The 24675-nt window shown below is 68.6% G+C and carries 21 protein-coding genes; 10 read left to right on the forward strand and 11 right to left on the reverse strand.

Going from position 1 to position 24675, the window contains the following annotated elements; all coding sequences use genetic code 11:
- The first annotated feature begins 12 nt into the window (after positions 1-12).
- Together addB and addA are read left to right on the forward strand one after the other, a co-directional pair.
- Positions 13-3075, forward strand: a complete 3063-nt coding sequence (gene addB, locus Q8O26_RS05905; RefSeq protein ID WP_305574436.1) for a double-strand break repair protein AddB — start codon at positions 13-15, stop codon at positions 3073-3075.
- Positions 3072-6506, forward strand: coding sequence for a double-strand break repair helicase AddA (gene addA, locus Q8O26_RS05910; RefSeq protein ID WP_305574438.1), 3435 nt, complete (start codon positions 3072-3074; stop codon positions 6504-6506). The genes addB and addA overlap by 4 nt, the downstream gene beginning before the upstream one ends.
- 25 nt (positions 6507-6531) lie before the next feature.
- Here the strand turns inward: addA and Q8O26_RS05915 are convergent, their stop codons facing one another.
- The 5 genes from Q8O26_RS05915 to Q8O26_RS05935 form a co-directional block, all read right to left on the reverse strand.
- Positions 6532-7398, reverse strand: a complete 867-nt coding sequence (locus Q8O26_RS05915) for a 1-acyl-sn-glycerol-3-phosphate acyltransferase (protein WP_305574440.1) — start codon at positions 7396-7398, stop codon at positions 6532-6534.
- Entirely contained in the window at positions 7385-7762 is a 378-nt protein-coding gene (locus tag Q8O26_RS05920) for a Fur family transcriptional regulator (RefSeq protein WP_305574626.1), read from the reverse strand. Before Q8O26_RS05920 ends, Q8O26_RS05915 begins: the two co-directional genes overlap by 14 nt.
- A 118-nt stretch (positions 7763-7880) precedes the next feature.
- The gene (locus Q8O26_RS05925; RefSeq protein WP_305574442.1) at positions 7881-9242 is read right to left on the reverse strand and encodes a TAXI family TRAP transporter solute-binding subunit; all 1362 of its coding nucleotides are present in this window, start codon (positions 9240-9242) and stop codon (positions 7881-7883) included.
- A gap of 86 nt (positions 9243-9328) precedes the next feature.
- Positions 9329-9796, reverse strand: a complete 468-nt coding sequence (locus Q8O26_RS05930) for a hypothetical protein (protein WP_305574444.1) — start codon at positions 9794-9796, stop codon at positions 9329-9331.
- Between the two features lie 62 nt (positions 9797-9858).
- Positions 9859-10845 (reverse strand): MDR family oxidoreductase, encoded by a 987-nt coding sequence (locus Q8O26_RS05935; protein WP_305574446.1) that lies wholly within the window; start codon positions 10843-10845, stop codon positions 9859-9861.
- 157 nt (positions 10846-11002) lie between these two features.
- Between Q8O26_RS05935 and radC the strand changes: the two genes are divergently transcribed.
- The 4 genes from radC to pdeM are packed head-to-tail and all read left to right on the forward strand — an operon-like array spanning position 11003 to position 15464.
- Positions 11003-11731 carry a DNA repair protein RadC gene (gene radC, locus Q8O26_RS05940; protein ID WP_305574448.1) on the forward strand — a complete coding sequence of 243 codons (729 nt, stop codon included), beginning with the start codon at positions 11003-11005 and terminating at the stop codon, positions 11729-11731.
- A 51-nt stretch (positions 11732-11782) separates the two neighbouring features.
- The gene (locus tag Q8O26_RS05945; RefSeq protein ID WP_305574450.1) at positions 11783-12124 is read left to right on the forward strand and encodes a hypothetical protein; all 342 of its coding nucleotides are present in this window, start codon (positions 11783-11785) and stop codon (positions 12122-12124) included.
- A gap of 51 nt (positions 12125-12175) precedes the next feature.
- A complete protein-coding gene (locus Q8O26_RS05950; RefSeq protein ID WP_305574452.1) occupies positions 12176-14758 on the forward strand; it encodes a ligase-associated DNA damage response DEXH box helicase in 2583 nt (860 codons plus the stop codon).
- A 22-nt stretch (positions 14759-14780) separates the two neighbouring features.
- Positions 14781-15464, forward strand: coding sequence for a ligase-associated DNA damage response endonuclease PdeM (gene pdeM, locus Q8O26_RS05955; RefSeq protein WP_305574454.1), 684 nt, complete (start codon positions 14781-14783; stop codon positions 15462-15464).
- Between the two features lie 4 nt (positions 15465-15468).
- On the opposite strand, the gene Q8O26_RS05960 is transcribed toward pdeM, so the two are convergent.
- The 6 genes from Q8O26_RS05960 to Q8O26_RS05985 all read right to left on the reverse strand — a co-directional run bounded on the left by Q8O26_RS05960 (position 15469) and on the right by Q8O26_RS05985 (position 19747).
- The gene (locus tag Q8O26_RS05960) at positions 15469-16065 is read right to left on the reverse strand and encodes a class I SAM-dependent methyltransferase (RefSeq protein WP_305574456.1); all 597 of its coding nucleotides are present in this window, start codon (positions 16063-16065) and stop codon (positions 15469-15471) included.
- Between the two features lie 84 nt (positions 16066-16149).
- On the reverse strand, positions 16150-16878 hold the full coding sequence (gene dnaQ / locus Q8O26_RS05965; protein WP_305574458.1) for a DNA polymerase III subunit epsilon: 729 nt from the start codon (positions 16876-16878) through the stop codon (positions 16150-16152).
- Positions 16878-17474, reverse strand: a complete 597-nt coding sequence (coaE, locus tag Q8O26_RS05970; RefSeq protein WP_305574460.1) for a dephospho-CoA kinase — start codon at positions 17472-17474, stop codon at positions 16878-16880. Before coaE ends, dnaQ begins: the two co-directional genes overlap by 1 nt.
- Before the next feature lies 1 nt (position 17475).
- Complete coding sequence (locus tag Q8O26_RS05975; protein ID WP_305574461.1) at positions 17476-18306, reverse strand: shikimate dehydrogenase; 831 nt, start codon at positions 18304-18306, stop codon at positions 17476-17478.
- Positions 18303-18899: a Maf family protein gene (locus Q8O26_RS05980; protein ID WP_305574463.1), complete on the reverse strand. Its 597-nt coding sequence runs from the start codon at positions 18897-18899 to the stop codon at positions 18303-18305. The genes Q8O26_RS05975 and Q8O26_RS05980 overlap by 4 nt, the downstream gene beginning before the upstream one ends.
- Positions 18896-19747, reverse strand: coding sequence for a pyruvate, water dikinase regulatory protein (locus Q8O26_RS05985; protein WP_305574465.1), 852 nt, complete (start codon positions 19745-19747; stop codon positions 18896-18898). Before Q8O26_RS05985 ends, Q8O26_RS05980 begins: the two co-directional genes overlap by 4 nt.
- Positions 19748-20127: 380 nt before the next feature.
- Between Q8O26_RS05985 and hemE the strand changes: the two genes are divergently transcribed.
- From hemE to mnmE, 4 genes are all read left to right on the forward strand, one after another.
- Positions 20128-21165, forward strand: coding sequence for a uroporphyrinogen decarboxylase (gene hemE / locus Q8O26_RS05990; RefSeq protein WP_305574467.1), 1038 nt, complete (start codon positions 20128-20130; stop codon positions 21163-21165).
- A gap of 32 nt (positions 21166-21197) precedes the next feature.
- Positions 21198-21713, forward strand: a complete 516-nt coding sequence (hemJ, locus tag Q8O26_RS05995; protein WP_371134470.1) for a protoporphyrinogen oxidase HemJ — start codon at positions 21198-21200, stop codon at positions 21711-21713.
- Positions 21714-21974: 261 nt separating this feature from the next.
- Complete coding sequence (gene rho / locus Q8O26_RS06000) at positions 21975-23240, forward strand: transcription termination factor Rho (protein ID WP_305574469.1); 1266 nt, start codon at positions 21975-21977, stop codon at positions 23238-23240.
- A gap of 67 nt (positions 23241-23307) precedes the next feature.
- Positions 23308-24633 (forward strand): tRNA uridine-5-carboxymethylaminomethyl(34) synthesis GTPase MnmE, encoded by a 1326-nt coding sequence (mnmE, locus tag Q8O26_RS06005; protein ID WP_305574471.1) that lies wholly within the window; start codon positions 23308-23310, stop codon positions 24631-24633.
- Positions 24634-24675 lie beyond the last annotated feature (42 nt).

The following is a 24675-nucleotide window of genomic DNA, read 5'->3' on the forward strand; positions in this document are numbered from 1 at the left end:
CACCACTAGGACATGCCGAGCCATCCGCGCGCCCTGACGATTCCCGCCTCGCGACCGCATCTGCGGACGCTGGCGGAGGCGATCCTGGCCGGCCGGGTCATTCCCGGCTGGCCGGATCCGGGTGACCCCCTGTCGCTGGCGGCGGGCACGATCCTGCTGCCGAACCGGCGCGCCTGCCGCACCATGCGCGACATCTTCGCCGAACTGACGCCGGCGGGCGCGGTGCTGCTGCCGCGAATCACGCCGATCGGCGATGTCGACGAGGACGAATGGGCCTTCGCCGATCCGCTGCCGCTCGACGTCCTCGGCCTTGCCGCCATCGGCCCGGCCATGCCGGGGCTAGACCGCCGCCTGACCCTCGCGACCCTGGTGCGGCGGTGGGCAGAAAGCGTCGACAGGGCGGTGATGCGCCTCAAGGGCGATGATCCGCTGATCGTCTCGACGGCGACGGCCGACGCCCTGTCGCTGGCCGCCGATCTGATGCGGCTGATGGACCAGGTGGCGACGGAGCGGGTGCCCTGGTCGAACCTCGACGGCATCGTCGACGCCGGGCTCGACGAGTTCTGGCGGATCACCCGCGCCTTTCTGACGATCGCCCGCGAGCACTGGCCGGCCCATCTCGAAACCCTCGGCCAGAAGGAGCCGGCGATTCGCCGCGACCGTATCATCGCCGCCGAGACGATCCGCCTCGCCGCGACGACCGGGCCGCTGGTCGCGGCGGGATCGACGGGCTCGATTCCCGCGACGCGCGACCTGCTGCGCATGGTGGCGCTGCATCCGCGCGGCGCGCTGATCCTGCCCGGCCTCGATACCGATCTCGACGGAGAGTCCTGGACGGCGATCGGCGGGGCGGCGGGTGCCGCGGCCCATGCCCATCCGCAATATGGCCTGAAGCGCCTCATCGACCATGTCGGGATCGACCGCGACTCGGTGGTGATCCTGACACCGCCCGCCACCTTCGGCCGCGAGGCCCTGGTGTCGGACGCCATGCGCCCGGCCGCCACGACCGACAGGTGGGTGGAGGCGCCGACCACGGCCACCGCCGAGGCACTGGACGGCCTGACCGTCATCGAAGCGGCCAACGAACGCGAGGAGGCGCTAGCGGTCGCCGTCGTCCTTCGCCAGGTGGCGGAGGATCCCGCCCGCGATGCGGCGCTGGTGACGCCCGACCGGGCGCTCGCCCGCCGCGTCGTGGCGGAACTCGCCCGCTGGAACGTTGCGGTCGACGATTCCGGCGGCCAGCCGCTCGCCGGCACGCCGGCCGCGACAGTGGTGCGGCTCTCGGCGGCGCTGGCGCTCGGCGAGCCCTCGCCGTCGGATCTGCTCGCCCTCCTCGCCCATCCGGCGCTGTCCCGGGACGACGAGGCGACGCGGGACGCGGCGATCGCCGCCATCGAGCTGAAGGCGCTGCGGGGACTGAGGCCGTCCGGCGGCCTCGCCGGTTTAGCCCGCCTGCTCGACGAAACCCTGCCGAGCCAAAGGCCGCGGCCCGAGGATGCGGCGAGCCGGGTGAACGGGGTGGCGCTGGAAGCCGGCCGGGCGCTGCTCGGTCGGACCATCGCCGCCCTCGAACCGCTGGCGACGCTGGACCGGCAGGCGCCGATCGCCGCCTTTGCCACGGCCCACCGCGAGGTGGCCCGGCGCCTCGGCCTCGACCCCGACGCGATCGGCGCCGAGGCCGTCACCGACCTCCTCGACCAGCTCGCGGCCTCCCCGCCGGCAGCGACCTTCCCGCTGGGGCGCGACGACTATCCTTCCGCCCTCGACGCGCTTCTGCAGACCGAAACGATCCGCCTGCCGGCCAATCCGGGGGCGCGCATCCGCATTCTCGGCCTCGTCGAGGCGCGGCTGCTGCACGTCGACTGTGTCGTGATGGCGGGCCTGGTGGAGGGCTCCTGGCCCGGCGAGACGCGGCTCGACCCTTGGCTCAACCGCGCCATGCGGGCGAGCTTCGGCATCGATCCGCCGGAGCGGCGGGTGGGCCTCGCCGCCCACGACTTCTGCCAGCTCCTCGGGCAGCGGCAGGTGGTGCTGACGCGTGCGACCAAGGCGGGCGGCGTGCCGACCGTGCCGTCGCGCTGGATGCAGCGCCTCGCCGTCGTGCTCGGCGCGGAGTCGTGGGCGGGCCTCCGCGCGCGCGGCGAGCAGGTCCTCGCCCTCGCCCAGAAACTCGACGCGGAGGAGACCGCGCGTCCCATCGCCCGTCCCCGTCCGGCGCCGCCGCTGGCACTCCGGCCGACACGGCTCTCGGTCACCGAAATCGAGACGCTGCAGCGCGACCCCTATGCGGTCTACGCGCGGCATATCCTGAAACTGCGCGCGCTGGAGGCGCTCGACCAGGTTCCCGGCGCCGTCGAGCGCGGCATCGTCATCCACGGCGCGCTGGACGCCTATACGCGCGCGGCGTCGGCGAGCCCGGTCGCCGATCCCGTCGGCCGTCTCGTCACGCTGGGCCGCGAGGCTTTCGCGCCCTACTGGGACGATCCGTCGGTGCGCGCCGTCTGGTGGCCGCGCTACCTGCGTATCGCCGCCTGGTTCGCCGGAGCCGATGCCGACCGGCGCCGGCTCTTCGCCGCTGCCCATGCGGAGCGGTCGGGCCATCTCGAATTCGAGACGCAGGCCGGCCGCGTCTTCCGGCTGACTACCAAGGCCGACAGGATCGACGTGACGGAGGACGGGCGCGCCGAGATCGTCGACTACAAGACCGGCAGCCCGCCGACCGACAAGCAGGTCAATTCAGGCCTCGCCCCGCAGTTGGCGCTGGAAGCAGCCGTGCTGAAGGCGGGCGGTTTCGCCGAAATCCATCCCGACCTGAAGGTCGACGCCCTCGTCTATGCCAAGCTCGGCGGCCGTGATCCGGCCGGCGAGTTCTGCCCCGTGACAGTCAAGGCCGGCGTCGAGACCCTGGTCGAGGACACGCTCGCCGGGCTGAAGCAGCTCATCGCCGCCTATGAGGACGAGAGCCGCGGCTATCTCTCCTGGGCCATGCCGCAATATGTCGGCGGCCGATCGGGCGACTATGCCCATCTCGCCCGCGTCAAGGAATGGTCGACCGGCACGGGAGAGAGCGAATGAGCCGCAGCCTCGCCGCCCCGCCGGAAGCGGTCATCGCCCAGCGCAAAGCCTCCGATCCCGCGCATTCGGCCTGGGTTTCGGCCAATGCCGGCTCGGGCAAGACCTATGTGCTGGCGCGCCGCGTCGTCCGCTTGATGCTGGCCGGCACTCCGCCGGGGGCCATCCTGTGCCTTACGTTCACCAAGGCGGCGGCGGCCACCATGGCGAACCGCGTCTTTGAACTGCTGGGACAATGGGCGCTGCTGGACGATCCGGCGCTGCGGGAGGCCCTCCATGCGCTGGACGGCCAGGACCACGACGACGCCACGCTGCGCCGGGCGCGCCGCCTCTTCGCCGAAGCGCTGGAAACGCCAGGCGGGCTGAAGGTGCAGACGATCCACGCCTTCTGCGAAAGGGTGCTGCATCAGTTCCCCTTCGAGGCCAATGTCGCCTCGCAGTTCACCGTGCTCGACGAGCGGGCCCACGAGGAGATGGTGCGCCGGGCCAAGCTCGGTGTCCTTCTGGAGGCCGCGGCGGAACCCGACGGCGAGACCGGCCGGGCGCTCGCCCATCTGTCGACGGTCGCTGCCGACACGACGGTGGACGACCTTCTCGGCGAGGCACTCGCCGCCCGCCACGCCATGGAGCAGGACATCGCCGCCCGGGGCGGCCTGGCGCGGGCGATCGCGACGCTCGGAGACACGTTCGGGCTCCTGCCCGGCGAAACCGAAGCGGCGTTGACCGCGGCCATCGTCGACGAGGCGGAACTGCCGCCCGGCGAATGGGAGGGGGTCGCCGACACGCTGATCCACAACTCCGACGCCGTCACCGACAAGGCCGTTGCGGCGGCGCTGCGACAGGCTGCCCGCGACGCGACACGGCGCAGCGACATCTACGAGCAGATCTACTTCACCCTGGCAGGCGAGCCGCGGAAGACGATCGTCACGGCGAAGATGAAATCCCGCGAGCCGAAGCTGGCGGAGCTGTTCGGCCGGGAGAAGGACCGGCTCGAGGCGCTGCGGCTGAAGCGCAAGGCCGCCGTCCTGCGCGACGGCACGGCCGCCCTGCTCACCCTCGCCCAGGCCATCTCGCAGCGGGTGGAAGCCGACAAGGCGGCGCGGGGAGCGCTGGATTTCGCCGACCTGATCGTCCGGACGCGCGACCTGTTCCGCAACGGCTCGGCGCCCTGGATCCTCTACAAGCTCGACCAGGGCATCGACCATGTGCTGGTGGACGAGGCGCAGGATACCAGCCCCGACCAGTGGGAAATCGTCAGCGCCCTGATCGAGGAGTTCACCGCCGGCGAGGGCGCGCGCGGCATGCCGCGCACCCTTTTCGTGGTCGGCGACGAGAAACAGTCGATCTATTCGTTCCAGGGCGCGGTGCCGCAGAACTTCAGCACACTGCGCGATGCCTTCGCGCGGCGGTTCGCAGCGGCCAAACGGCCCTTCGAACGCAATATCAGCCTCAACTTCTCGTTCCGCTCGACCAAGGCCGTCCTCAGCGCCGTCGACCGCGTCTTCGCCGACGACGATGCGCGCAAGGGCCTGTCCTTCGCGCCGGGCCCGCTGTCGCCGCACGAGGCGGCGCGGCAAGCCGCACCCGGTCTCGTGGAGCTCTGGCCGGCCGCCCTGCCGGAGGCCGGAGAGGATCCCTCGCCCTGGACCGCTCCGGTGGACGCACCCGGCCTCGGTGATCCCGCGGAACGGCTGGCGGCGCGGATCGCCTGCCATGTCAGGCTGTGGCTCGACGAGGGGCACCGCCTGCCCGACCGCGACCGGCCGATCCGCGCCGGTGACATTCTCGTCCTGGTGCGGCGGCGCGGGCCGATCTTCGAAAGCATCATCCGGGCGCTGAAAAATGCCGGCGTGCCGGTGGCGGGTGCCGATCGCCTCGTGCTGGGCGAGCATATCGCCGTCATGGACCTGCTGGCGCTCGGCGACTGCCTGCTGACGCCCGAGGACGACCTGTCGCTCGCTGCCGTGCTGAAGAGCCCGCTGATCGGCATCAGCGAGGATGACCTGCTGGAACTGGCCGCGGGCCGTTCCGGGTCGCTTTGGAACGCCTTGGTGGAGGATGAGCACCCGGCGGCGGCCCGGCTCGCCGGCTGGCGGGACGAGGCGCTCGCCCTTTCGCCCGCCGCCTTCTACGGCCGGGTGCTGGCGCGCGACCGCGGCCGGCGCGCCATGCTGGCACGCCTCGGTTCGGAGGCCGCCGACGCGCTGGACGAGTTCATGTCAATGGCGCTGTCCTTCGAGACGACGGACATCCCGACCCTGCGCGGGTTCCTGTCGTCCATGCGGGCGAGCGAGCTCAACGTGAAGCGCGACATGGAGCTCGGCCGCGACGAGGTGCGCGTCATGACCGTCCACGGTGCCAAGGGGCTGGAAGCCGACATCGTCTTCCTCGCCGACACGATGGGCAAGCCCGGCGGCAGCCACGACCCGAAGATCTTCGCCATCCAGCCGCCCAATGCGCCGGTCGGCTCACCGCCGCGCCTCGTCTGGTCGCCATCGTCGAAGACCGATGTCGGGCTGGTGGCGGAGGCGCGAAAGGCCAGTCGCGAGGCGCAGGCGGAGGAGTATCGCCGCCTGCTCTATGTCGCGATGACGCGGGCCGCCGACCGGCTCATCGTCTGCGGGGCGCGGCCGAAGCGCGCCGTTTCCGATGTCTGGTACGACATCGTCGACCGCACCATCGGCAGCGAAGCGGTCGAGGAGCCGGCCGATGACGGCGACGGCACCGTGAAACGCTGGCGCAAGGGGCCGCCCCTCCCGGCCGAGCGGGCGCCGGCCGCGCGGAGCGCGCCGGCTGCCGTTCCCGTGCCGCACTGGCTGCAGACGGCCGCACCCGCCGTCGCGCCGCCGCCGCGGACCCTGACACCGTCGGGCTTCGGCGGCACGCCCGGCCGCCGAACGTCCGGGGAGGCGCTGAAGAGCCGCGAGGCGGCGATCCGGCGCGGCACGATCATCCATCGTCTGCTGCAATCACTGCCCGACCTTCCGCCCGACAGGCAGGCCGAGGCGGCGCAGCGCTTTCTGGCGGCGCAGAGCGACATCGACGCGGTGGTGGCGGCCGGACTGGCGGCCGAGGCGCTCCGGCTGATGGCGGACCCGCGGGTCGCCCCGCTCTTCGGTCCGCGCAGCCGGGCCGAGGTGCCGGTCGCCGGACAGCTCGGCGGCAAGACGGTCTCCGGCCAGATCGACCGGCTGGTGGTGACGCCCCTGTCCGTCATCATCGCCGACTTCAAGACCAATGATCCGGCCCCGACGCGCCCTGAGGACGTGCCGGAGAGCTATGTGGCGCAGCTCGCCATCTACCGTGCGCTGCTGGCCGAGATCCTGCCGGGACGGCGGGTCGAGGCCTGGCTCGTCTGGACCGCTGTCCCGGCGGTGATGCCGGTCGCCGCCGAGCGGCTCGACGCGATGATGGCGAAGCTCGGGCTGGCCTGAAGAGCGGCGCGCGCGGCCGCGATGCTCACAGGGCGGCGAGCGGCGGCAGGTTGTCGTCTTTGCCGGTCAGGGCCGAGGCGTGCAGGCCGCGGACACGTTGCTCGAGGAAATGGGCGATGGCCTTGCGGTCGGCGCTCGGATCGAAGGGCACGGGGTTACCGAAGATGAGGTCGACGTCGACGGCGCCGTCCTTCAGCAGCGCCCAGGCATGGGGCACCAGTTCGATGTCGCCGATCCAGGAAATGCGGGAGCGGTGCTGGCGGCCTGCCGGCAGGCCGTTGATGCGGCGATAGGCCAGCGCGATCGGCTGGATCCAGACGGTCTCGCCGGTGGCGCGGGCGAGGCTTTCGGCGGCTCCCACCAGGGCGGGGCGGAAGCGCAGGACGCGGTTGCCGTCGGAGGACGTGCCCTCGGCGAAGAGCACGACGGGCTCGCCCTCGCGCATGCGGGCGATCATTTCCTGCGCCGTCCGCGAGGTGGTGTGGCGGCGGTCACGATCCACGAAGATCGACCGCTGCAGCTTGGCGAGATAACCGAAGAGCGGCCAGTTGGCGATCTCCGCCTTGGCGACGAACGAGACCGGCGCGAAGGCGCCGAGCACCATGATGTCCATCCAGGTGACGTGGTTGGGCACGAAGAGCGCCGGCCGGTGCGTGGTCGCCTCGCCGCGCACCGTGATCCGGGCGCCGAGGGCCTTGAGCACGATCCGATGGAACAGCATGGGGATGGTGCGGCGGGCGTTGAGACCGAAGCCGTGGGCGATCATCTGGGCGGGCAGCAGCACCAGCGCCGCGGCGATCAGCAGCGCCAGCCAGACCAGGGCCCGGATCGAATCGAAGATGCTCGGACCGCCGCGGCCGAACTCCGTGCCCGGCCTGTCAGGATTCTTCATCGAGCGGCACGCAATAGAGTTCGAGGCGATGGTCGACCAGCCGGTAGCCGAGCTTGCGGGCGATCTCGGCCTGCAGCCGCTCGATTTCCTCCGACTGGAACTCGACGACCCGGCCCGACCGGAGGTCGATCAGATGGTCGTGATGGGCTTCCGGGATGGTCTCGTAGCGGGCGCGTCCGTCACCGAAGGCGTGTCGGGTGATGATGCCGGAATCCTCGAACAGCTTGACGGTCCGGTAGACCGTCGACAGGGAGATGTTCGAATCGACGGCATTGGCCCGCCGGTGCAGTTCCTCGACGTCGGGATGATCGGCCGCCGCCTCGATGACGCGGGCGATGACGCGGCGCTGATCGGTCATCCGCATGCCCTTGGCGATGCAGGCTTCCTCGATCGTACTGGTCCGGCTCTCGATCCGGGGCGCTATCACCACGGTCCTCCTCAACGGCGACGGACCGATCCTATAGCTTTGCACGCCCGCCCCGTCACCCCCGCGCGACGGTCATGGCCACCGGTGCGGCTGCCGCCGCCGGCTGTTCCTCATCCTCGTCGTCATACATCATGGCGATCGCGCGCTGACGGTCGGCGATGGAGGTGTTCAGCCGGTCGAGGGCGAGGGTGAGTGTGGCGAACTGGCTCGAGTCGAAGCCGGGCCGTTTCGACGCCTCGATGGATTCGACGAAGATGTCGTCGGCGCGCTTGGCGATCTCGTCGAGCACGTCGGTGTCGTCGGAGGCGCGAGCCTGTCGGAGGAGAAGCAATACTTCAGGCAGGAACCCCGGGTCCTTCTCACGTCGGCCGACGCCGAAATAGCCGGCCGCCCCGGCGAGCGCCGAGCCGCCGAGGGACAGGCCGAAAATGGTCAGATAGAGGAAATCGCTGTATTTTTCGAGAAAGGTCTTCTGCTCACCCGTCAGATAGGCGAGGGCGCCGGGGTGGACCTGGATCGAGGATCCCTTTTCCGTATCAGGCACTTCCAGACGGTTTGCAGCGGGGTGCTGGGCGGCGAACGAAGGGCGCAGGGTGAACAGCTGCTGGGTGAATTCGGCGGCCACCGCATCGTCGACGCTGCGGCGCGCCACGAGATAGTGCACGACGCCGAGCGTCGGGAAGCTCTCCGTCGGCCGGGGCGGGTTCGACCCGAAGGAGCCGGCGACGATGTCCATCGATTCCAGAAAGACGACCCGGTCGGCGACCGCTTCGGCCTCGCGCACCGGCACGAAGGTGACCTTGCCGTCTGGCGTCTCGCGCACGAGGCCGGCGATGGCGTCGGCGACAGGCTTCGAAGAGGGCGGGCCGACGGTGACCAGCGCCTCGATCTGCTTTTTGCGGAAGATTTCCGCCGTCTCCCAGGGCAGGACCTCGACCATCCGCACGGTCGAGGGCTGAACACCGTGTTCGCGCAGAATGGTCTGGATCAGACGGGCATTGTAGCCGATGCCGCGTCCCATGACGCCGATCGTCTTGCCGCCGAGATCCGTCCAGCGCTCGATGCCGGCGGCAGCCGGTGCCGCCAGGATGACCGGGTTGCGCTGCCAGGTCGCCACGGTCATGGCGCTGGGGGGAAAGGCGATGTCGGCCCTGACGATGGCGAAGTCGACCTCCTCGCGCTCCAGCTTGGCGGCGCTGTCGGAGGGCGAATCGGATGAGACGAGACGCAGACGCACGCTGGAGCGCTCGCGTTGCAGGGCCACGCGGAACGCGTCGATCAGACGCGCCGCTTCCGACCCGGACGGCCCCACCGCGATGGTGACCGTCGTCGGCCGGTTGTACGAAAAGGTCGCCAGAGCGGCGCAGCCGATAAGGGCGCAGACGACAGCGACGATGATGAGACGCGTGCGGGACATCAATGATCAGGTTCCGCAGAGATCATGGCTCTTTTGCGGTGCAAATACCATCGCCTCGCCGAGACCGCTGGTGGCTGCTGGCGATATCAGCGGCGACGCGGCGAATCCTCGATCATGATGGAGGGTGTGCCCGTCGACCGCGACTGCGTCGCCGCACGGTTGATCCGATCCCGCTCGGCCTCGGTCAGCGTCCGGCGGGCCCCTCCTCCCTGTACCGCGCGGCCGGGAGCGGTACGGGCCTCGTCCGCGTCGCGTCCCCGACGACGATCGGCATCGCGCTGGCGCTGCTGGTCGCGTTGCTGGCGGCGCAGTGTTTCGAGATTGCGGTCGGTTTCACGCTGCTGGCTGCGCTGAAAGCTGTCGAACGAGCGCCGGTCGCTGTCCCGCTGGCGCAGGATCTCGAAATGCTGCTGCGTCGGATTGCCGAAGGAGGGCGGCGCCATGCCCGGCGCCGGCGGTGGATAGCCGACCTGGGCACGGAGCGGGCCGGAACCACCGGCAAGGCCGGCGAAAGCGATGAGAACGAGCGTCAGGGCGGTGCGCTTCGTCGGCATGGACTGATCCTGATCCTCCGGGCGTCAACGCCGCGATGCCGCGGGTGTTCCAGACCAGTCTGTCAGTCGATCGTGACCACGACGCGGCCGCGGATCCGCCCTTCGAGGATGGCCGCACCCGCCTCGATCACCGCTTCCAGCGGAATGGTGGAGGTGATGCGGGCGAGGCTACCGCGATCGAGTTCAGTCGCGAGCCGCGACCAGGCTTCCAGCCGCAGCGTCTTCGGGGCCATGACCGAATCGACGCCGAGCAGCGAGACGCCGCGCAGGATGAAGGGCGCGACGGTCGTCGGCAGGTCCATGCCCTGGGCGAGGCCGCAGGCGGCGACCGCACCACCATAACGCGTCATGGAGAGCACATTGGCAAGGGTGTGCGAGCCGACGGAATCGATGCCGCCGGCCCAGCGCTCCTTGCCGAGCGCGCGGCCGGGAGCGGAGAGTTCGGCGCGGTCGATGATCTCGGCGGCGCCGAGGGACTTCAGATAGTCCGCCTCCTGCGGCCGGCCGGTGGAGGCGACGACGTGATAGCCGCGGCGGGCGAGAAGGGCGGTCGCGACCGAGCCGACGCCGCCGGCCGCACCCGTCACCACCAGCGGGCCGCGTTCGGGCGTGATGCCGTGGCGCTCCAGCGCCATGACGCAGAGCATGGCGGTATAGCCCGCAGTGCCGACGGCCATGGCCTCGGCGGCGGTGAGGCCCTCGGGCAGCGGCACCAGCCAGTCGCCCTTGACGCGCGTCTTTTCGGCATAGGCGCCCAGATGGGTCTCGCCGGTGCCCCAGCCGTTGAGGATGACGGCGTCGCCCGGCCTGAAGTCGGCATGGGCAGAGGTCTCGACGATGCCGGCGAAATCGATCCCGGGAATCATCGGGAAGCGGCGCACCACCGGCGCCTTGCCGGTCAGGGCGAGGCCGTCCTTGTAGTTGAGGGTCGAATGCGAGACCCGCACCGTGACGTCACCGTCCATCAGGTCGGCCTCGTCGAAGCGCGCCAGCGCCGCCTGCGTGCCGGTTTCGGTCTTGGTGACCACCACCGCCCTGAACGTCCCCATGGTCGTCGCCTCCCTGTCGCGCCGGCGACAGTCTCCCGCCCCGCCGCGGAGGGCAAGCGGCCGATGCTCCGCCGAAGGACCGATGGGCAAGCATCCGCAAACAACCGGAGGGCTGTCCGCTGCGATTGTCCGCTACGGTCGCGACGGGGATGGAGACATGGCCATCGACACCACCTCACCACCGGCCGACGACGCTCGCGGTTTGGCAGAAGCGCCGCATTTTCACGGCCATCGCGAGAGGCTGCGCAGCCGCTTCCGCGAGGCCGGAGCGGAGGCACTGGCGGATTACGAACTCCTCGAGCTGATCCTGTTCCGCGCCATTCCGCGGCGTGACGTCAAACCCCTCGCCAAGGCGCTGCTGAAGCGCTTCGGCTCCTTCGCCGACGTCCTCGCCGCACCCGAACCGCGGCTCGCGGAGGTTGAAGGCGTCACCGCCACCGTCGCCACCGAGCTGAGGCTCGTCCACGCCGCGGCGCGGCGCATGGGACGCGCCGAGATCTCCCGTCGCCCGGTGCTGTCCTCATGGGCGGCGCTGATCGACTATTGCCGCACCGCCATGGCCTTTGCCGAGCGCGAGCAGTTTCGCGTGCTTTATCTCGACCGGAAGAACGCGCTGATCGCCGACGAGGTGCAGGGCGAGGGCACGGTCGACCACACGCCGGTCTATCCGCGTGAGTTGGTGAAACGGGCGCTGGAGCTGTCATCGACCGCCGTGATCCTGGTGCACAACCACCCGTCCGGCGATCCGACGCCGTCGCGGCCCGATATCCTGATGACCCAGCAGATCGTCGACATCGCCCGGCCGCTGGGTATCACCGTGCATGACCACATCATCGTCGGCCGCGACGGCCATGCCAGCTTCAGGGCACTGAAGCTGATCGCCTGATCCGTCGTCTCGCCCTTGACCGCGCCGGCGCGGTCGCTCACAGGCTCCGGCATGTTCATTCCCTCCCACTTTCCAGCCGGCCTCGCCTGCGCGGCGCTGCTGATGGTCGGCGTCGCAGCGCCCGGCGCCCAGCCCTCATCCCCGCGCAGCTGGACGGAGGAAAAGTGCCACCGCTACAGCCAGGGCTGGGACGAGGCGCTGAAGCGCCATGGAACGAGCGGCCTGGCGCCGGAGTTTCTCGCGGCCCACGGAAGGTTCATCGCCGGCGGCTGCCTCGGCCCGGCCCGAGTCTGCCCGCGCTCGGCGCGCGAGACGGATCTCGCCAATATCATGACCGTCCGCGCGCTGAATGCCGGGATGGCGAGTACGTTTCTGCCCTGGGGCTGTCCCTGAGGCGCAGCGCGCCCTTCCCCTCCGCGCCGTTCTTGTTTAGTTCTGTCGGCCATGTCCGCCCGCCATGATGCCGATCTGACCGACGCGCTGCTGCTGCCAGAGCGGTTCGGCGCCTGGTTCGCCGGGCGTGGCTGGGCGCCGCGGGCCCACCAGCTCGACCTCCTGCGGCTAGCGCAGGACGGGCGATCGGCGTTGCTCGTGGCACCGACGGGCGCCGGCAAGACCCTTGCGGGCTTCCTCCCCTCGCTGGTCGAACTCGCCGGGAAGCCTGCGCGAAAGGCATCGGATTCGCCGACAAAACCTGTCGGGCGGGCACCGCCGCCGCGCCAGCGGGGCCTGCACACACTCTACATCTCGCCGCTGAAGGCGCTCGCCGTCGACGTGGCGCGCAATCTCTACCGCCCGACCGAGGAGATGGGCCTCGCCATCCGCATCGAGACCCGCACCGGCGACACCCCGGCCTCCAAGCGCCAGCGCCAGCGCGCCGATCCGCCGGACATCCTGCTGACGACCCCGGAACAGCTCGCCCTGCTGCTGGCCTCCGCCGACGCGCCCTATCTGTTCGGGTCGCTGAAACGGGTCGTGCTCGACGAGCTGCACGCGCTTGTGACCTCCAAGCGGGGCGACCTTCTCGCCCTCGGTCTCGCCCGCCTCTTCACCCTGGCGCCGGATCTCGTGACCGTCGGCCTGTCGGCGACAGTCAAGGATCCCGATGATCTCGCCCGTTTCCTGACGCCGCAACGGCCGGGCGCGGCACGGGCCGCCGTCGTCATGGCGGCGGCGGGCGCCAGGCCCGACGTGACGATCCTGGAAACGGCGGAACGCCTGCCATGGGCCGGACATTCGGCACGCCACGCGGCAGGCGAGATCTACGAGGCGATCAAGGCGCACAGGACGACGCTGGTCTTCGTCAACACCCGCAGCCAGGCGGAACTCCTGTTCCAGCTGCTCTGGACCATCAACGAGGAGGACCTGCCGATCGCCCTCCATCACGGCTCCCTCGACGTCGCGCAGCGGCGCAAGGTCGAGGACGCGATGGCGGCCGGGAAGCTGAAGGCGGTCGTCTGCACCTCGTCGCTCGACCTCGGCATCGACTGGGGCGATGTCGACCTCGTCCTCAACATCGGTGCGCCGAAGGGATCGAGTCGGCTGATGCAGCGCATCGGCCGGGCCAATCACCGGCTCGACGAGCCCTCGCGCGCCGTTCTGGTTCCGGCCAACCGCTTCGAGGTGATGGAGTGCCGCGCCGCGCTGGAGGCCATCGACCTCGGCGCGCAGGACACCGAGCCGCTGCGCACCGGTGCCCTCGACGTGCTCTGCCAGCATGTTCTCGGCATGGCCTGCGCCGGTCCGCTCGACGAAGCCGCGCTCTATGCCGAAGTGACGGCGGCGGCACCCTACGCGGCGCTCGACGCGGCGACGTTCCAGGACGTCATCGCCTTCGTCGCCACCGGCGGCTATGCCCTGAAGTCGTACGAGCGCTTTGCCAAGATCCGCAAGGACAAGAAGGGCCTGTGGCGTGTCGCCCATCCCTCCGTCGCCCAGCGCTACCGCATGAATGTCGGCACGATCGTCGAATCGCCGATGCTCAAGGTGCGGATGGTGCGCAGTGCCCGGTCCGCGACCCGGGGCCCGTCAGGGCCGCTGATGCGCGGCGGACGGGTGCTGGGCGAGGTGGAGGAGTATTTCATCGAGGGTCTCGTCTCGGGCGACACGTTCCTCTTTGCCGGCGAGGTCCTGCGCTACGAGGCGCTGGTCGAGAACGAGGTCTATGTGTCGCGCTCGACGGCGCGCGAACCGAAGGTGCCGGCCTATGCCGGCGGGAAGTTCCCGCTTTCGACCTTTCTGGCCGAGGGCGTCAGGCGGATGCTGTCCGACCCGGCGGAATGGCGAAAGCTGCCGTCCCAGGTCGCCGAATGGCTGGAACTGCAGCGCACCGTCTCGGTGATCCCCGGACGCGACCAGTTGCTGGTCGAGACCTTCCCGTGTGGTGACCGCTTCCATCTCGTCGCCTATCCCTTCGAGGGCAGGTTGGCCCACCAGACGCTCGGCATGCTGCTCACCCGGCGGCTGGAGCGGCGCGGCCTGAATCCCATGGGCTTCGTCGCCAACGACTATTCCCTGTCGGTCTGGTGCCTGACCGACCTTGGCGCGGCGATACGCTCGGTTGACCTGTCGATTGCCGCGCTATTCGACGAAGACATGCTGGGGGACGACCTCGAGGCCTGGCTGGATGAAAGCCAGTTGATGAAACGGACGTTTCGCACCTGCGCCGTCATCGCCGGCCTGATCGAGCGGCGCCATCCCGGCAAGGAGAAGACCGGTCGGCAGGTGACCATCTCCACCGACCTGATCTACGACGTGCTGCGCCGGCACGAGCCGGGGCACCTTCTGCTGCGGGCGGCGCGGGCCGATGCGGCGACCGGCCTTCTCGACATCGGCCGGCTCGGTCAGATGCTGTCACGCATTCGCGGACGAATCGTGCACAGTGACCTGAAGCGTGTTTCACCTCTGGCGGTTCCGGTGATGCTGGAGATCGGTCGCGAGCCGGTTTATGGCGAAGCGGGCGAGGCTCTTCTCGCCGAGGCCGAGGCTTCGCTGCTGGCGGAAGCCGGTATGGCCGAGCAAACATGACGACCATCGATTCGGATCAGGAATGACTGCGCGGCCGGGACAGATATCGGAAACCACCATCGCTCTTCTCGGCCGCGGCTTCGTCGCGGATCCGTCGGGGGCGCTGTGGTGTCCGGCATCGCGGCTCGTCGTCGTGTCGGACCTCCATCTCGAAAAGGGCTCCTCGCTCGCCGCAAGGCGGATGCTGCTGCCGCCCTATGATACGGCGAGGACGCTGGCGATGCTGGCAGCCGTCATCGCGCGCTACCGGCCGCGGACGGTGATCTCGCTGGGCGACAGCTTTCACGACCGGGCAGGACCCTGCCGCATGGCCGAGGCCGATGTCGTGACGCTGAGGGCATTGCAGGCCGGCCGGGAGTGGGTCTGGGTCGCCGGTAACCACGATCCGTCGCTCGACGGCGCACTTCCGGGGCTGTGCTGCGACGAGGTCACGGAGGGGGGGATTCGATTCGCCCACGAACCGACCCCGACGCCGCAGGGTGGCGAGATCGCCGGCCACCTGCATCCCTGCGTCAAGGTCACCGGACGTGGCGGCAGCGTCCGCCGCAAGGCATTTGTTTCATGTGAAACGCGGATCGTGATGCCGGCCTTCGGCGCCTTCACCGGCGGACTCGACATCCGGTCGCCGGCGATCCGCTCGCTGTTTCCCGACCGAATGGCGGTTTTCGCCCTCGGGCAGCAGCGCGCCTACCAGGTGGCCGCCTGACCGATCAGGGCCGCTGGTAGACCCAGACCCGGGCCGGGGGAATATTGCGCCAGATGCGCTCGGAGGGCGTCACCGTCAGCCCCGCTCCCTTGATCGGGACCGGCGAGGTCACCGAATAGGTGAACTGGACGAAGGGCGCGCCGGGCTTCATCAACGCCAGCGCCTCGTTCAGCAGCTTCAGCCGGATCGGCTCGGGGCGCGTCATCAGAGGCAGCCCGGATACGACGGCGTCGGCGGGTTCCGAGAGGCGGCCGATCAAGGTCCGGTTCAGCGCATAGGCGTCACCGTGGACGATGGTCGCCGCCGGGAAGCGCTCGCGCAGCAGGCGGCAGAAATCCATGGAATATTCGACGAGGACGAGGCGCTTCGGATCGACGCCATGGGCGACCAGCGCGGCGGTAATCGACCCGGTTCCGGGGCCCAGTTCGATGACGGGGCCGGTACCTGCCGGGTCGACATAGCTCGCCATCCGGTGCGCCAAAACCGGCCCCGAAGGAGCGACAGCCCCCATCCGCAGCGGATTTTTCAGCCAGCTTTTCAAGAACTTGCCGTCGTACTCCCGCCGTTTTTCCGGCCGGCGAAGCACGGCAACGCGACTCATGGGTGTCTGGTCGACCATTCATCGGCCCGATGAAGACGAGCTCCCCACGAGCCCTGTCACAAGGCTGTCATTCCTATCGGTATGTCAGCGGGGGGTCAAGGCAGAGGGTTCTGCGGCCGGTCGCGGCAGCTGGTCATACCAGATGGCCTTGTCGCCAAATTCCTCGATGAAAGCAGCGTGGGCCGCGATGTCTTCTTCGGTCAGCCGCGGCGTCAGAGGGACAAGCCTCTGGACCAGGACCGCCTGGCCCCGGGCAGCCCGCTGGGTGGCGCGGCCCGCATCGGCGAGGCCGAAGGAGGCCTGCCGACCGCCAATGAGCTCGATATAGACATCGGCCAGAAGCTCGGCATCCAGAAGGGCGCCGTGCCGGGTGCGGCGCGAATTGTCGATACCGAAGCGCGAACACAGCGCGTCGAGGCTCGCCGGCGAGCCGGGGAAGCGGCGGCGCGCCATGGCGAGGGTGTCGACCACGCGATCCATCGGGAAGAGTGTACGTCCGACGCGCTTCAACTCGGCATTGATGAAGCCCATGTCGAAGGACGCGTTGTGGATGACGAGCCGGGCATCCTCGACGAAGGACCAGAAGTCGTCGACCACCTCGGCGAAGCGCGGCTTGTCGGAAAGAAAGGCGGCGGACAGGCCGTGGACGCGAAAGGCCTCGTCCGGCATGTCGCGCTCGGGATTGATATAGACGTGGTAGGTCCGGCCGGTGGGGAAATGGTTGATGAGCTCGATCCCGCCGATCTCCACCAGGCGATCGCCGCGCAGCGGATCGAGGCCGGTCGTTTCGGTGTCGAGAATGATCTCGCGCATCAATGGCTCCTGCGGCTGCCGGCGAGGGCCCGGATGATGTCGGCGACCTGTCGGCGCGCCGTATCGAGACCATAACCCGATTCGATCACGAAATGAGCCCGGGCGCGCTTCTCGGCGTCAGGCATCTGGCGGGCGAGGATCGCCGCGAGCTTCTCCTCGGTCATGCCTGGGCGCGCCAGAACCCGCTGCCGCTGGGTCTCGGCGGGGGCGGAAACGACCGCCACCGCATCGACGCGGCGCTCGGCGCCGGTCTCCAGAAGCAGCGGAATGTCGAGGACCGCGACGGCGTGACCCGCCGCCCGCATCCGGTCGCGGAAGGCGCGTTCGGCGGCGCCGACGAGCGGGTGGACGATGGCCTCGAGCCGCTTCAGCGCCGCGCCGTCCTTGAGCACGATGGCGCCAAGACGCGTCCGGTCGACCCGCCCGTCGACCACGACGCCGGGGAAAGCCTCGCCGATGGCGCCGACGGCGCCTCCGGCATAGAGCCGATGCACGGTGGCGTCGGCGTCATGCACGGGGATGCCGACGGCGCGGAAAATGTCCGACGTGGTCGACTTCCCCATGCCGATCGAGCCGGTCAGTCCGAGCACGAACATCTCAACGGCCCCGCACGTCGGCGGCGAGATGCTCATAGAGTTCCGGCGTCACCTCCGGCGTGACGCCGAACCAGCGGGCGAAGCCCGGGACCGCCTGGTGCAGCAACATGCCGAGACCTTGGACGATGTGATGATCGCGCGCAGCCGCGCGCGCGAGAAGATCGGTCACCAGCGGCACGTAGACGATGTCGGAAACGATGGCGGAGGGCTTCAGCGTCTCCAGCGGCAGGTCGAGCGATGGGTGGCCGCTCATGCCGAGGGAGGTCGTGTTGACGAGCAGGTCGACGTCGCCGAGGGCGGCCGGCAGGCCCTGCCAGTCGTGCGTCCTGATCGCGCCGGGATGAGCGGCGGCTATGGCTTCGGCCTTGCCGAGGGATCGATTCGCCAGCGTGACGAGCGGAACGCCGCGCGACAGGAGGCCATGGACGACGCCGCGGGCGGCGCCACCGGCGCCGAGGACCAGGGCATGGGCGACCTCGCCCTCCCAGGCAGGCACATGGTCGTCGAGGTTCTTCAGGAATCCGACCACATCGGAGTTCATGCCGACAAGGCGGCCGGCCTCGCGCCAGACCGTGTTGACGGCGCCGACGGCAACCGCCCCGGGATCGACCTCGTCCATGGCCGCAAAGGCGGCTTCCTTGTGCGGGATCGTGACATTGCAGCCGGCGAGGTCGCGGTCGGCGAGGCTGTGGAGGAAGCGCGCGACGTCACCGGGCTCGACAGCCTCCCGCGTATAAGCGCCCTCGATACCGTATTGCGCCAGCCAGAAGCCGTGGATCAACGGCGAGCGGATGTGGGTGACCGGCCACCCGATGCAGCAGGCGCGGATCATGTCGCGATCATGCCCTGGCTGCGCAAGGCGGCCAGAAGGGGCAGCAGTGGCATGCCGAGGATGGTGAAATAATCGCCGCTGATCCGCTCGAAAAGCTGGATCCCTTCGGCTTCGAGCTGGTAGCAGCCGACCGAGGCCAGGGCCCGATCTCCGGCCCCCGCGAGATAGGCGTCGAGGAATTCCTCGGAGAAGGGGCGCATGGTCATGGCCGCCGACGCGACCGTGGAGAAGACGATCGCGCCGCCGCGCGCAACGGCGACACCCGAATGGAGGTGATGGGTCTGGCCACGCAGCGCCAGCAGGTTGTCACGGGCCTCGGCGAGGCTGGCCGGCTTTGAAAACCGGCGCGGCCCGAGCGCGAGGGTCTGATCGGCGCCGATGACGGTGGCCTCTGGGTCGGCGCGGCTGACCGCAAGGGCTTTCGCCTCGCCGAGCCCGCGGGCGATGGCGGCGGGGTCCCGTCCTTCGCGCGTCCAGGCCTCGTCGAGCGCCCTTTCGTCGACGGGAGCGGCGGCGAGGTCGATGTCGAGCCCCGCGCCGCGCAGCATGGCGGCACGGGCCGCCGATTTCGATGCGAGGACCAGGCGGGTCATGCGCGGGACCTGTCGTCGAGGGCGCGGCGATGATCCTTCAGCAGGGTGATGATGCCGGCCGCGGTTTCCTCGATCGAACGACGGCTGACGTCGATGATCGGCCAGTTGTTCGTGCCGAAGAGCCGGCGCGACTGGGCGATCTCCTCGGCAACCGCGACACGGTCGACATAGCTCGAGCGGTCCTGGGGAGCGTTGAGGGTGAGGATGCGGTTCTCGCGGATCTGCACGATGCGTTCGGGGCTGGCGAAGAGGCCGACGATCAGCGGCTTCTTCAGCGACCAGATGACTTCGGGCAGGGGGATGCCCGGTACGAGTGGAATATTGGCCGCCTTTACGCCGCGGTTGGCGAGATAGATCGATGTCGGCGTCTTCGAGGTGCGCGAGACGCCGACGAGCAACACGTCGGCCTCTTCCCAGTTTTCCGGCAGCTGGCCGTCGTCGTGCATCATCGTGTAGTTGAGCGCGTCGATCCGCTGGAAATATTCGGCGTTGAGCACATGCTGCGCGCCGACCCGGGGCGTCGATGCTGCTCCCAGATAGTTCTGGAACATCGAGAGGATCGGTGCGAGCACGGAGAGGGAGGGACAACCGAACTCCTTGCACTTGGCATTGAGACGGTCGGTCAGTTCCTGGTCGACGAGCGTGTAGAGGACGATGCCGGGACTGGATTCGATCTCGCTCAGGACACGATCGAGCTGCTTCTGCGACCGCACCAGCGGATAGACGTGCTCGATGGCCGATACGGTGGAGTACTGCACAGCAGCCGCACGACCAACCGTCATCAGCGTCTCGCCGGTGGCGTCGGAAACGAGATGAAGGTGGAAATAGCTCTCGCGACGATGCGGCATCAGCACTCTGTATGAAGACGGCCGGGGCTGTGGACGAGCAGGGAAAAGGACACGGAAGCCGGCGCTCTGCAAGAGGCAGCGGGTTGTTCGTCACAAAGTCGTCCCCAGGCGTCGGCATGGGTGGCCGATCGACGGGCGTCGGGGGATAAGCTGCCGACGGGCGCCCGAACCGACACCAGCCGCTATCGGATAACGTCGTCATATCAGGGGCTTGCGGCGCTTTTCCGCGGCCCTTTCAAGCGGCCGAACCGGCCTGGCTCCAGGCAGGCAGCGGTGGACAACTTGTGAAGGAGAATGTCTTCTCCTAATCCAGTGTCAAGGAATCAAAGAAGACTCTCTTTCATCAAGTATGAAGGGAAAGGGAGCATGAGGGAGCGACCGTGCACAAACCTCTTCTCGCAGTGCTCAAGGGTCACCATCCGGCCTCACCACCGATCTGGATGATGCGCCAGGCGGGACGCTATCTCCCGGAATATCGGGAGGTCCGTGAAAAGGCCGGATCGTTCCTCGATCTTTGCTTCAACCCGGAACTGGCTGCCGAAGTGACGTTGCAGCCGCTGCGTCGGTTCGGCTTCGACGGGGCGATCCTCTTTTCCGACATCCTCGTGGTCCCGCACGCTCTCGGGCAGACCGTCACCTTCGAGGTGGGCGAGGGTCCAAGGCTGGATCCGCTGGTCGATGCAGGTGGTCTCTCCCGGCTTTCCGATGCGCTCGCACCGGAGATCGTGGGCAAGGTCTATGAGGCGGTTGCGCGCATCAAGGAGCAACTCCCCGAGACGACGACGCTGATCGGCTTCTGCGGGGCTCCCTGGACGGTCGCGACCTACATGGTCGCCGGCCGCGGCGGCGACGACCAGGTCGCAGCCCGGCTTTTTGCCTATCGCGATCCCGAAGGGTTTTCACGGCTGATCGATCTGATCGTCGAGGCCTCCATCGGCTATCTGCTCGGGCAGATTCGCGCCGGGGTCGAGGTCGTACAGATCTTCGATACCTGGGCTGGGGTCCTGCCGAATGCGCAGTTTGCCAAATGGTCCGTCGAGCCCATCGGCCGCATCGTCGCCGGGGTTAAGGCGGTGGCTCCGCATATTCCGGTCATCGTCTTCCCGAAAGGCGCCGGGCCGAGGCTTGCGGCGATCGTTTCCGAGACCGCGGCCGATGCTGTCGGTCTCGACTGGACGGCGGATGCCGGTTTCATCACCCGGGAGGTCCTGCCTCACGTGGCGGTGCAGGGCAATGTCGATCCCATCGCGCTGCTGGCCGGCGGGGATGCTCTCGACCAGGCGGTCGATACGGTGCTGCGCTCCTACGGTGGCGGCCGGCTCATCTTCAATCTCGGTCACGGCATCCTGCCGCCAACACCCATCGCTCATGTCGAACAGATGGTCAGTCGGGTCAGGTCCTGGAGGACGGCGCAGTGACGATCATCTCAGACACCGGCAGCGATCCGGCGATGACGCCGCGGCGACGCATGATCCGCGTGGTCCTGGCGCTTGCCATCACCCTGGTCGGCGTCATCGCGCTGGGGGTCATGGCGCCCGTCGCGGCGGTCGCCTGGATCAAGGTTCTGCATGTGCTGGCGGTCATCTCGTGGATGGCGGGGCTGCTCTACCTGCCGCGCCTGTTCGTTTATCACAGCCAGGTCGCGGCGGGCTCCGAGACCTCCGAAACGTTCAAGGTGATGGAGCGCAAGCTTCTGGAATACATCATCAATCCCGCGATGATCGTGACCTGGATCGCGGGACTCTGGCTGGCCTGGCAGGTCTATGGCTTCCAGGGCGGGTGGCTGCACGGAAAGATCGCGCTGGTTCTGCTGTTGTCCGGCGTGCATGGCTTCTTCGCTGGCGCCGTGCGCAAGTTCGGTGCGGACAAGAACACCCGTGGCCACGGGTTCTGGCGCATCATGAACGAGGTGCCGACGGCCATCATGGTGCTTGCGGTGATCCTCGTCATCGTCAAGCCGTTCTGAGGCTTCCGCCGCATCACGCCGCTGCAGCGAACCTGCATCGGCGGGACTTGCATTCAGCCGATTCAGGGCTTATTCGGAAGATCCCTTCTCACGCAGACAGGGTGTTTCGAGGCGGCTCTCACGAAGAGCACGGCCCGCGCCCAGCCGCTGACCTCGCTTCAGGGTCCGGCCACAGATCTGCAATCCATCGCCTTCCCTGATCAGGCCCGGCTCTCGTACCGTGTTTCGCGCCTCCGGCCGTTCCGACCATTTGTGGTTCCGATGCAGCAGATCAAACTTCAGGACATCAAGTCGAAGTCCCCGACGGAGCTTCTCGTCTTTGCCGAGGAGTTGCAGGTCGAGAATGCGTCGACGCTGCGCAAGCAGGAGCTGATGTTCGCCTGCCTCAAGCAGCTTGCATCGCAGGAAACCGACATCATCGGCGAGGGCGTCGTCGAGGTTCTGCAGGATGGTTTCGGCTATCTGCGGTCACCGGATGCCAATTATCTCGCGGGTCCGGACGATATCTACGTCTCGCCCTCGCAGATCCGCCGCTTCGGCCTGCGCACCGGCGATACGGTGGAGGGGCAGATCCGCTCGCCGAAAGAAGGCGAACGCTACTTCGCCCTCCTCAAGGTCAACCGGATCAATTTCGAGGAGCCCGAGAAGGCCCGCCACAAGGTCAATTTCGACAACCTGACGCCGCTCTATCCGAACCAGCGGCTGAAGATGGAGGCTGAGGATCCGACCAAGAAGGACTTCTCGGCACGGATCATGGACGTGGTGGTGCCGCTCGGCAAAGGCCAGCGCGCCCTCATCGTGGCGCCGCCGCGGACCGGCAAGACGGTTCTGCTGCAGAACATCGCCCAGTCGATCACCCGCAATCACCCGGAATGCTACCTCATCGTGCTGCTCATCGACGAGCGGCCGGAAGAGGTCACCGATATGCAGCGCTCGGTCAACGGCGAGGTCATCTCCTCGACCTTCGACGAGCCGGCGACGCGCCACGTCCAGGTCGCCGAAATGGTCATCGAGAAGGCCAAGCGCCTGGTCGAGCACGGCCGCGACGTCGTCATCCTGCTCGATTCGATCACCCGTCTGGGCCGGGCCTACAACACGGTCGTGCCGTCGTCCGGCAAGGTGTTGACCGGCGGCGTCGACGCCAATGCGCTGCAGCGTCCCAAGCGCTTCTTCGGTGCCGCCCGCAACATCGAAGAGGGGGGATCGCTGACCATCATCGCGACCGCACTGATCGATACCGGCAGTCGCATGGACGAGGTCATCTTCGAAGAGTTCAAGGGCACCGGTAACTCCGAGATCATCCTCGACCGCAAGGTGGCGGACAAGCGGACCTTCCCGGCGATCGACATCACCCGCTCCGGCACCCGCAAGGAAGAGCTGCTGGTGGCACCCGACATCCTCAAGAAGATGTATGTGCTGCGCCGTATCCTCAATCCGATGGGGACGGTCGACGCCATCGAGTTCCTGCTCGACAAGCTGCGCCAGACCAAGGTGAACAGCGACTTCTTCGACTCGATGAACACCTGATCCGATTCACGAGCGAAACGAATCGGGTGGGCTCCATCCGATTCGCCTGCGAAACAGCGGGGCCGCCATGATCGCCCGTACCATCGCGTCCATCTCCACCCCGCCCGGAACCTCTGGTGTGGCCGTGATCCGGGTGTCCGGGCCGGACGCTGCAAAGGTCGCCATCCAGCTCACCGGGCGGGTCCCCAGTGCCCGTCGGGCGACCCTGGTCACCCTGACCGACCCCGCCAGCTGCGAACCTCTCGACCGGGCTTTGGCGCTCTGGTTTCCGGGGCCGCACAGCTTCACCGGCGAAGATGTCCTTGAGCTTCAGGTCCATGGCGGGCGCGCCGTCGTCGCGGCCGTCCTGCAGGCGGTTTTGGCCGTGCCGGGATCACGTCCGGCGGAGCCTGGAGAGTTCACCCGGCGCGCCTTCGAGAATGGCCGTCTCGACCTCAGCGAGGTCGAGGGGCTCGGCGACCTGCTGCAGGCCGAGACGCAGGCCCAGCGACGGCAGGGCTATGGCCTTTTTACAGGGCGGCTGACATCCGAGGCCGACAGGCTTCAGGCCCGTCTCCTGCCGATCCTCGCGGGCGTCGAGGCGACCATCGACTTTCCCGACGAGGGGGACGTCACCGGTGCGGCGCTGGTTTCGGCGCGGCGCGACCTTTCTTTGCTCGCTGCTGATGTCGATGCGCTTCTCGCCGGCGCGGCGCGCGGCGAGAAGGTGAGGGATGGCGTCATCGTGGCGATCGCCGGCCCGCCCAATGCCGGCAAGTCGACGCTTCTCAACGCCCTGGCGCGGCGGGATGTCGCCATCGTGTCGGCGGTGGCCGGCACCACCCGCGACAATCTCGAGGTGCACCTCGACCTCGGTGGCGTCGCCGTGATCCTGGTCGATACGGCAGGGCTGCGGGAAACCGTTGACCCCGTCGAGGCCGAAGGCATTCGCCGCACGCGCGAAAGGATGGCCGGCGCCGATCTGACACTCTGGCTCTGCGCCGGCGCGCCGGCTGGCGATGCCGACCTCGCGGCCGGCCCGGGTCGCAGCGAACTGTGGCGCATCGCAACGCAGATCGACCGCGGCGGCGCGGTCCGCCCGGACGCTGCGCATCGGATCTCCGCCTTGACCGGTGAGGGGATGGCCGGGCTGGTCGATGCGATCGCCAGTTTCGCCGCGGCCAGGACGGGTGGCGAGCCGGCGGTCGTCGTTCACCAGAGGCATCGCCTGATCTTCCAGGAGGCGGCAGACGCGCTGGCGTCAGCCCTGGCTTTGCCGGCCTGGGACGATCAGCCTGAACTGGTCGCGGAGCGATTGCGGCAGGGCCTTGCCGCCCTCGGCCGCAGTCGTGGGCGCGTCGGGACCGAGGCCATGCTGGATCAGCTGTTCTCGGCCTTCTGCATCGGGAAGTAGGTCTCGGCCTCCGCCGGTGTTTCACGTGAAACGATCGATTCG

Origin of the sequence: Phreatobacter sp. (assembly GCF_030691135.1) — a bacterium.
GTDB lineage: Bacteria > Pseudomonadota > Alphaproteobacteria > Rhizobiales > Phreatobacteraceae > Phreatobacter.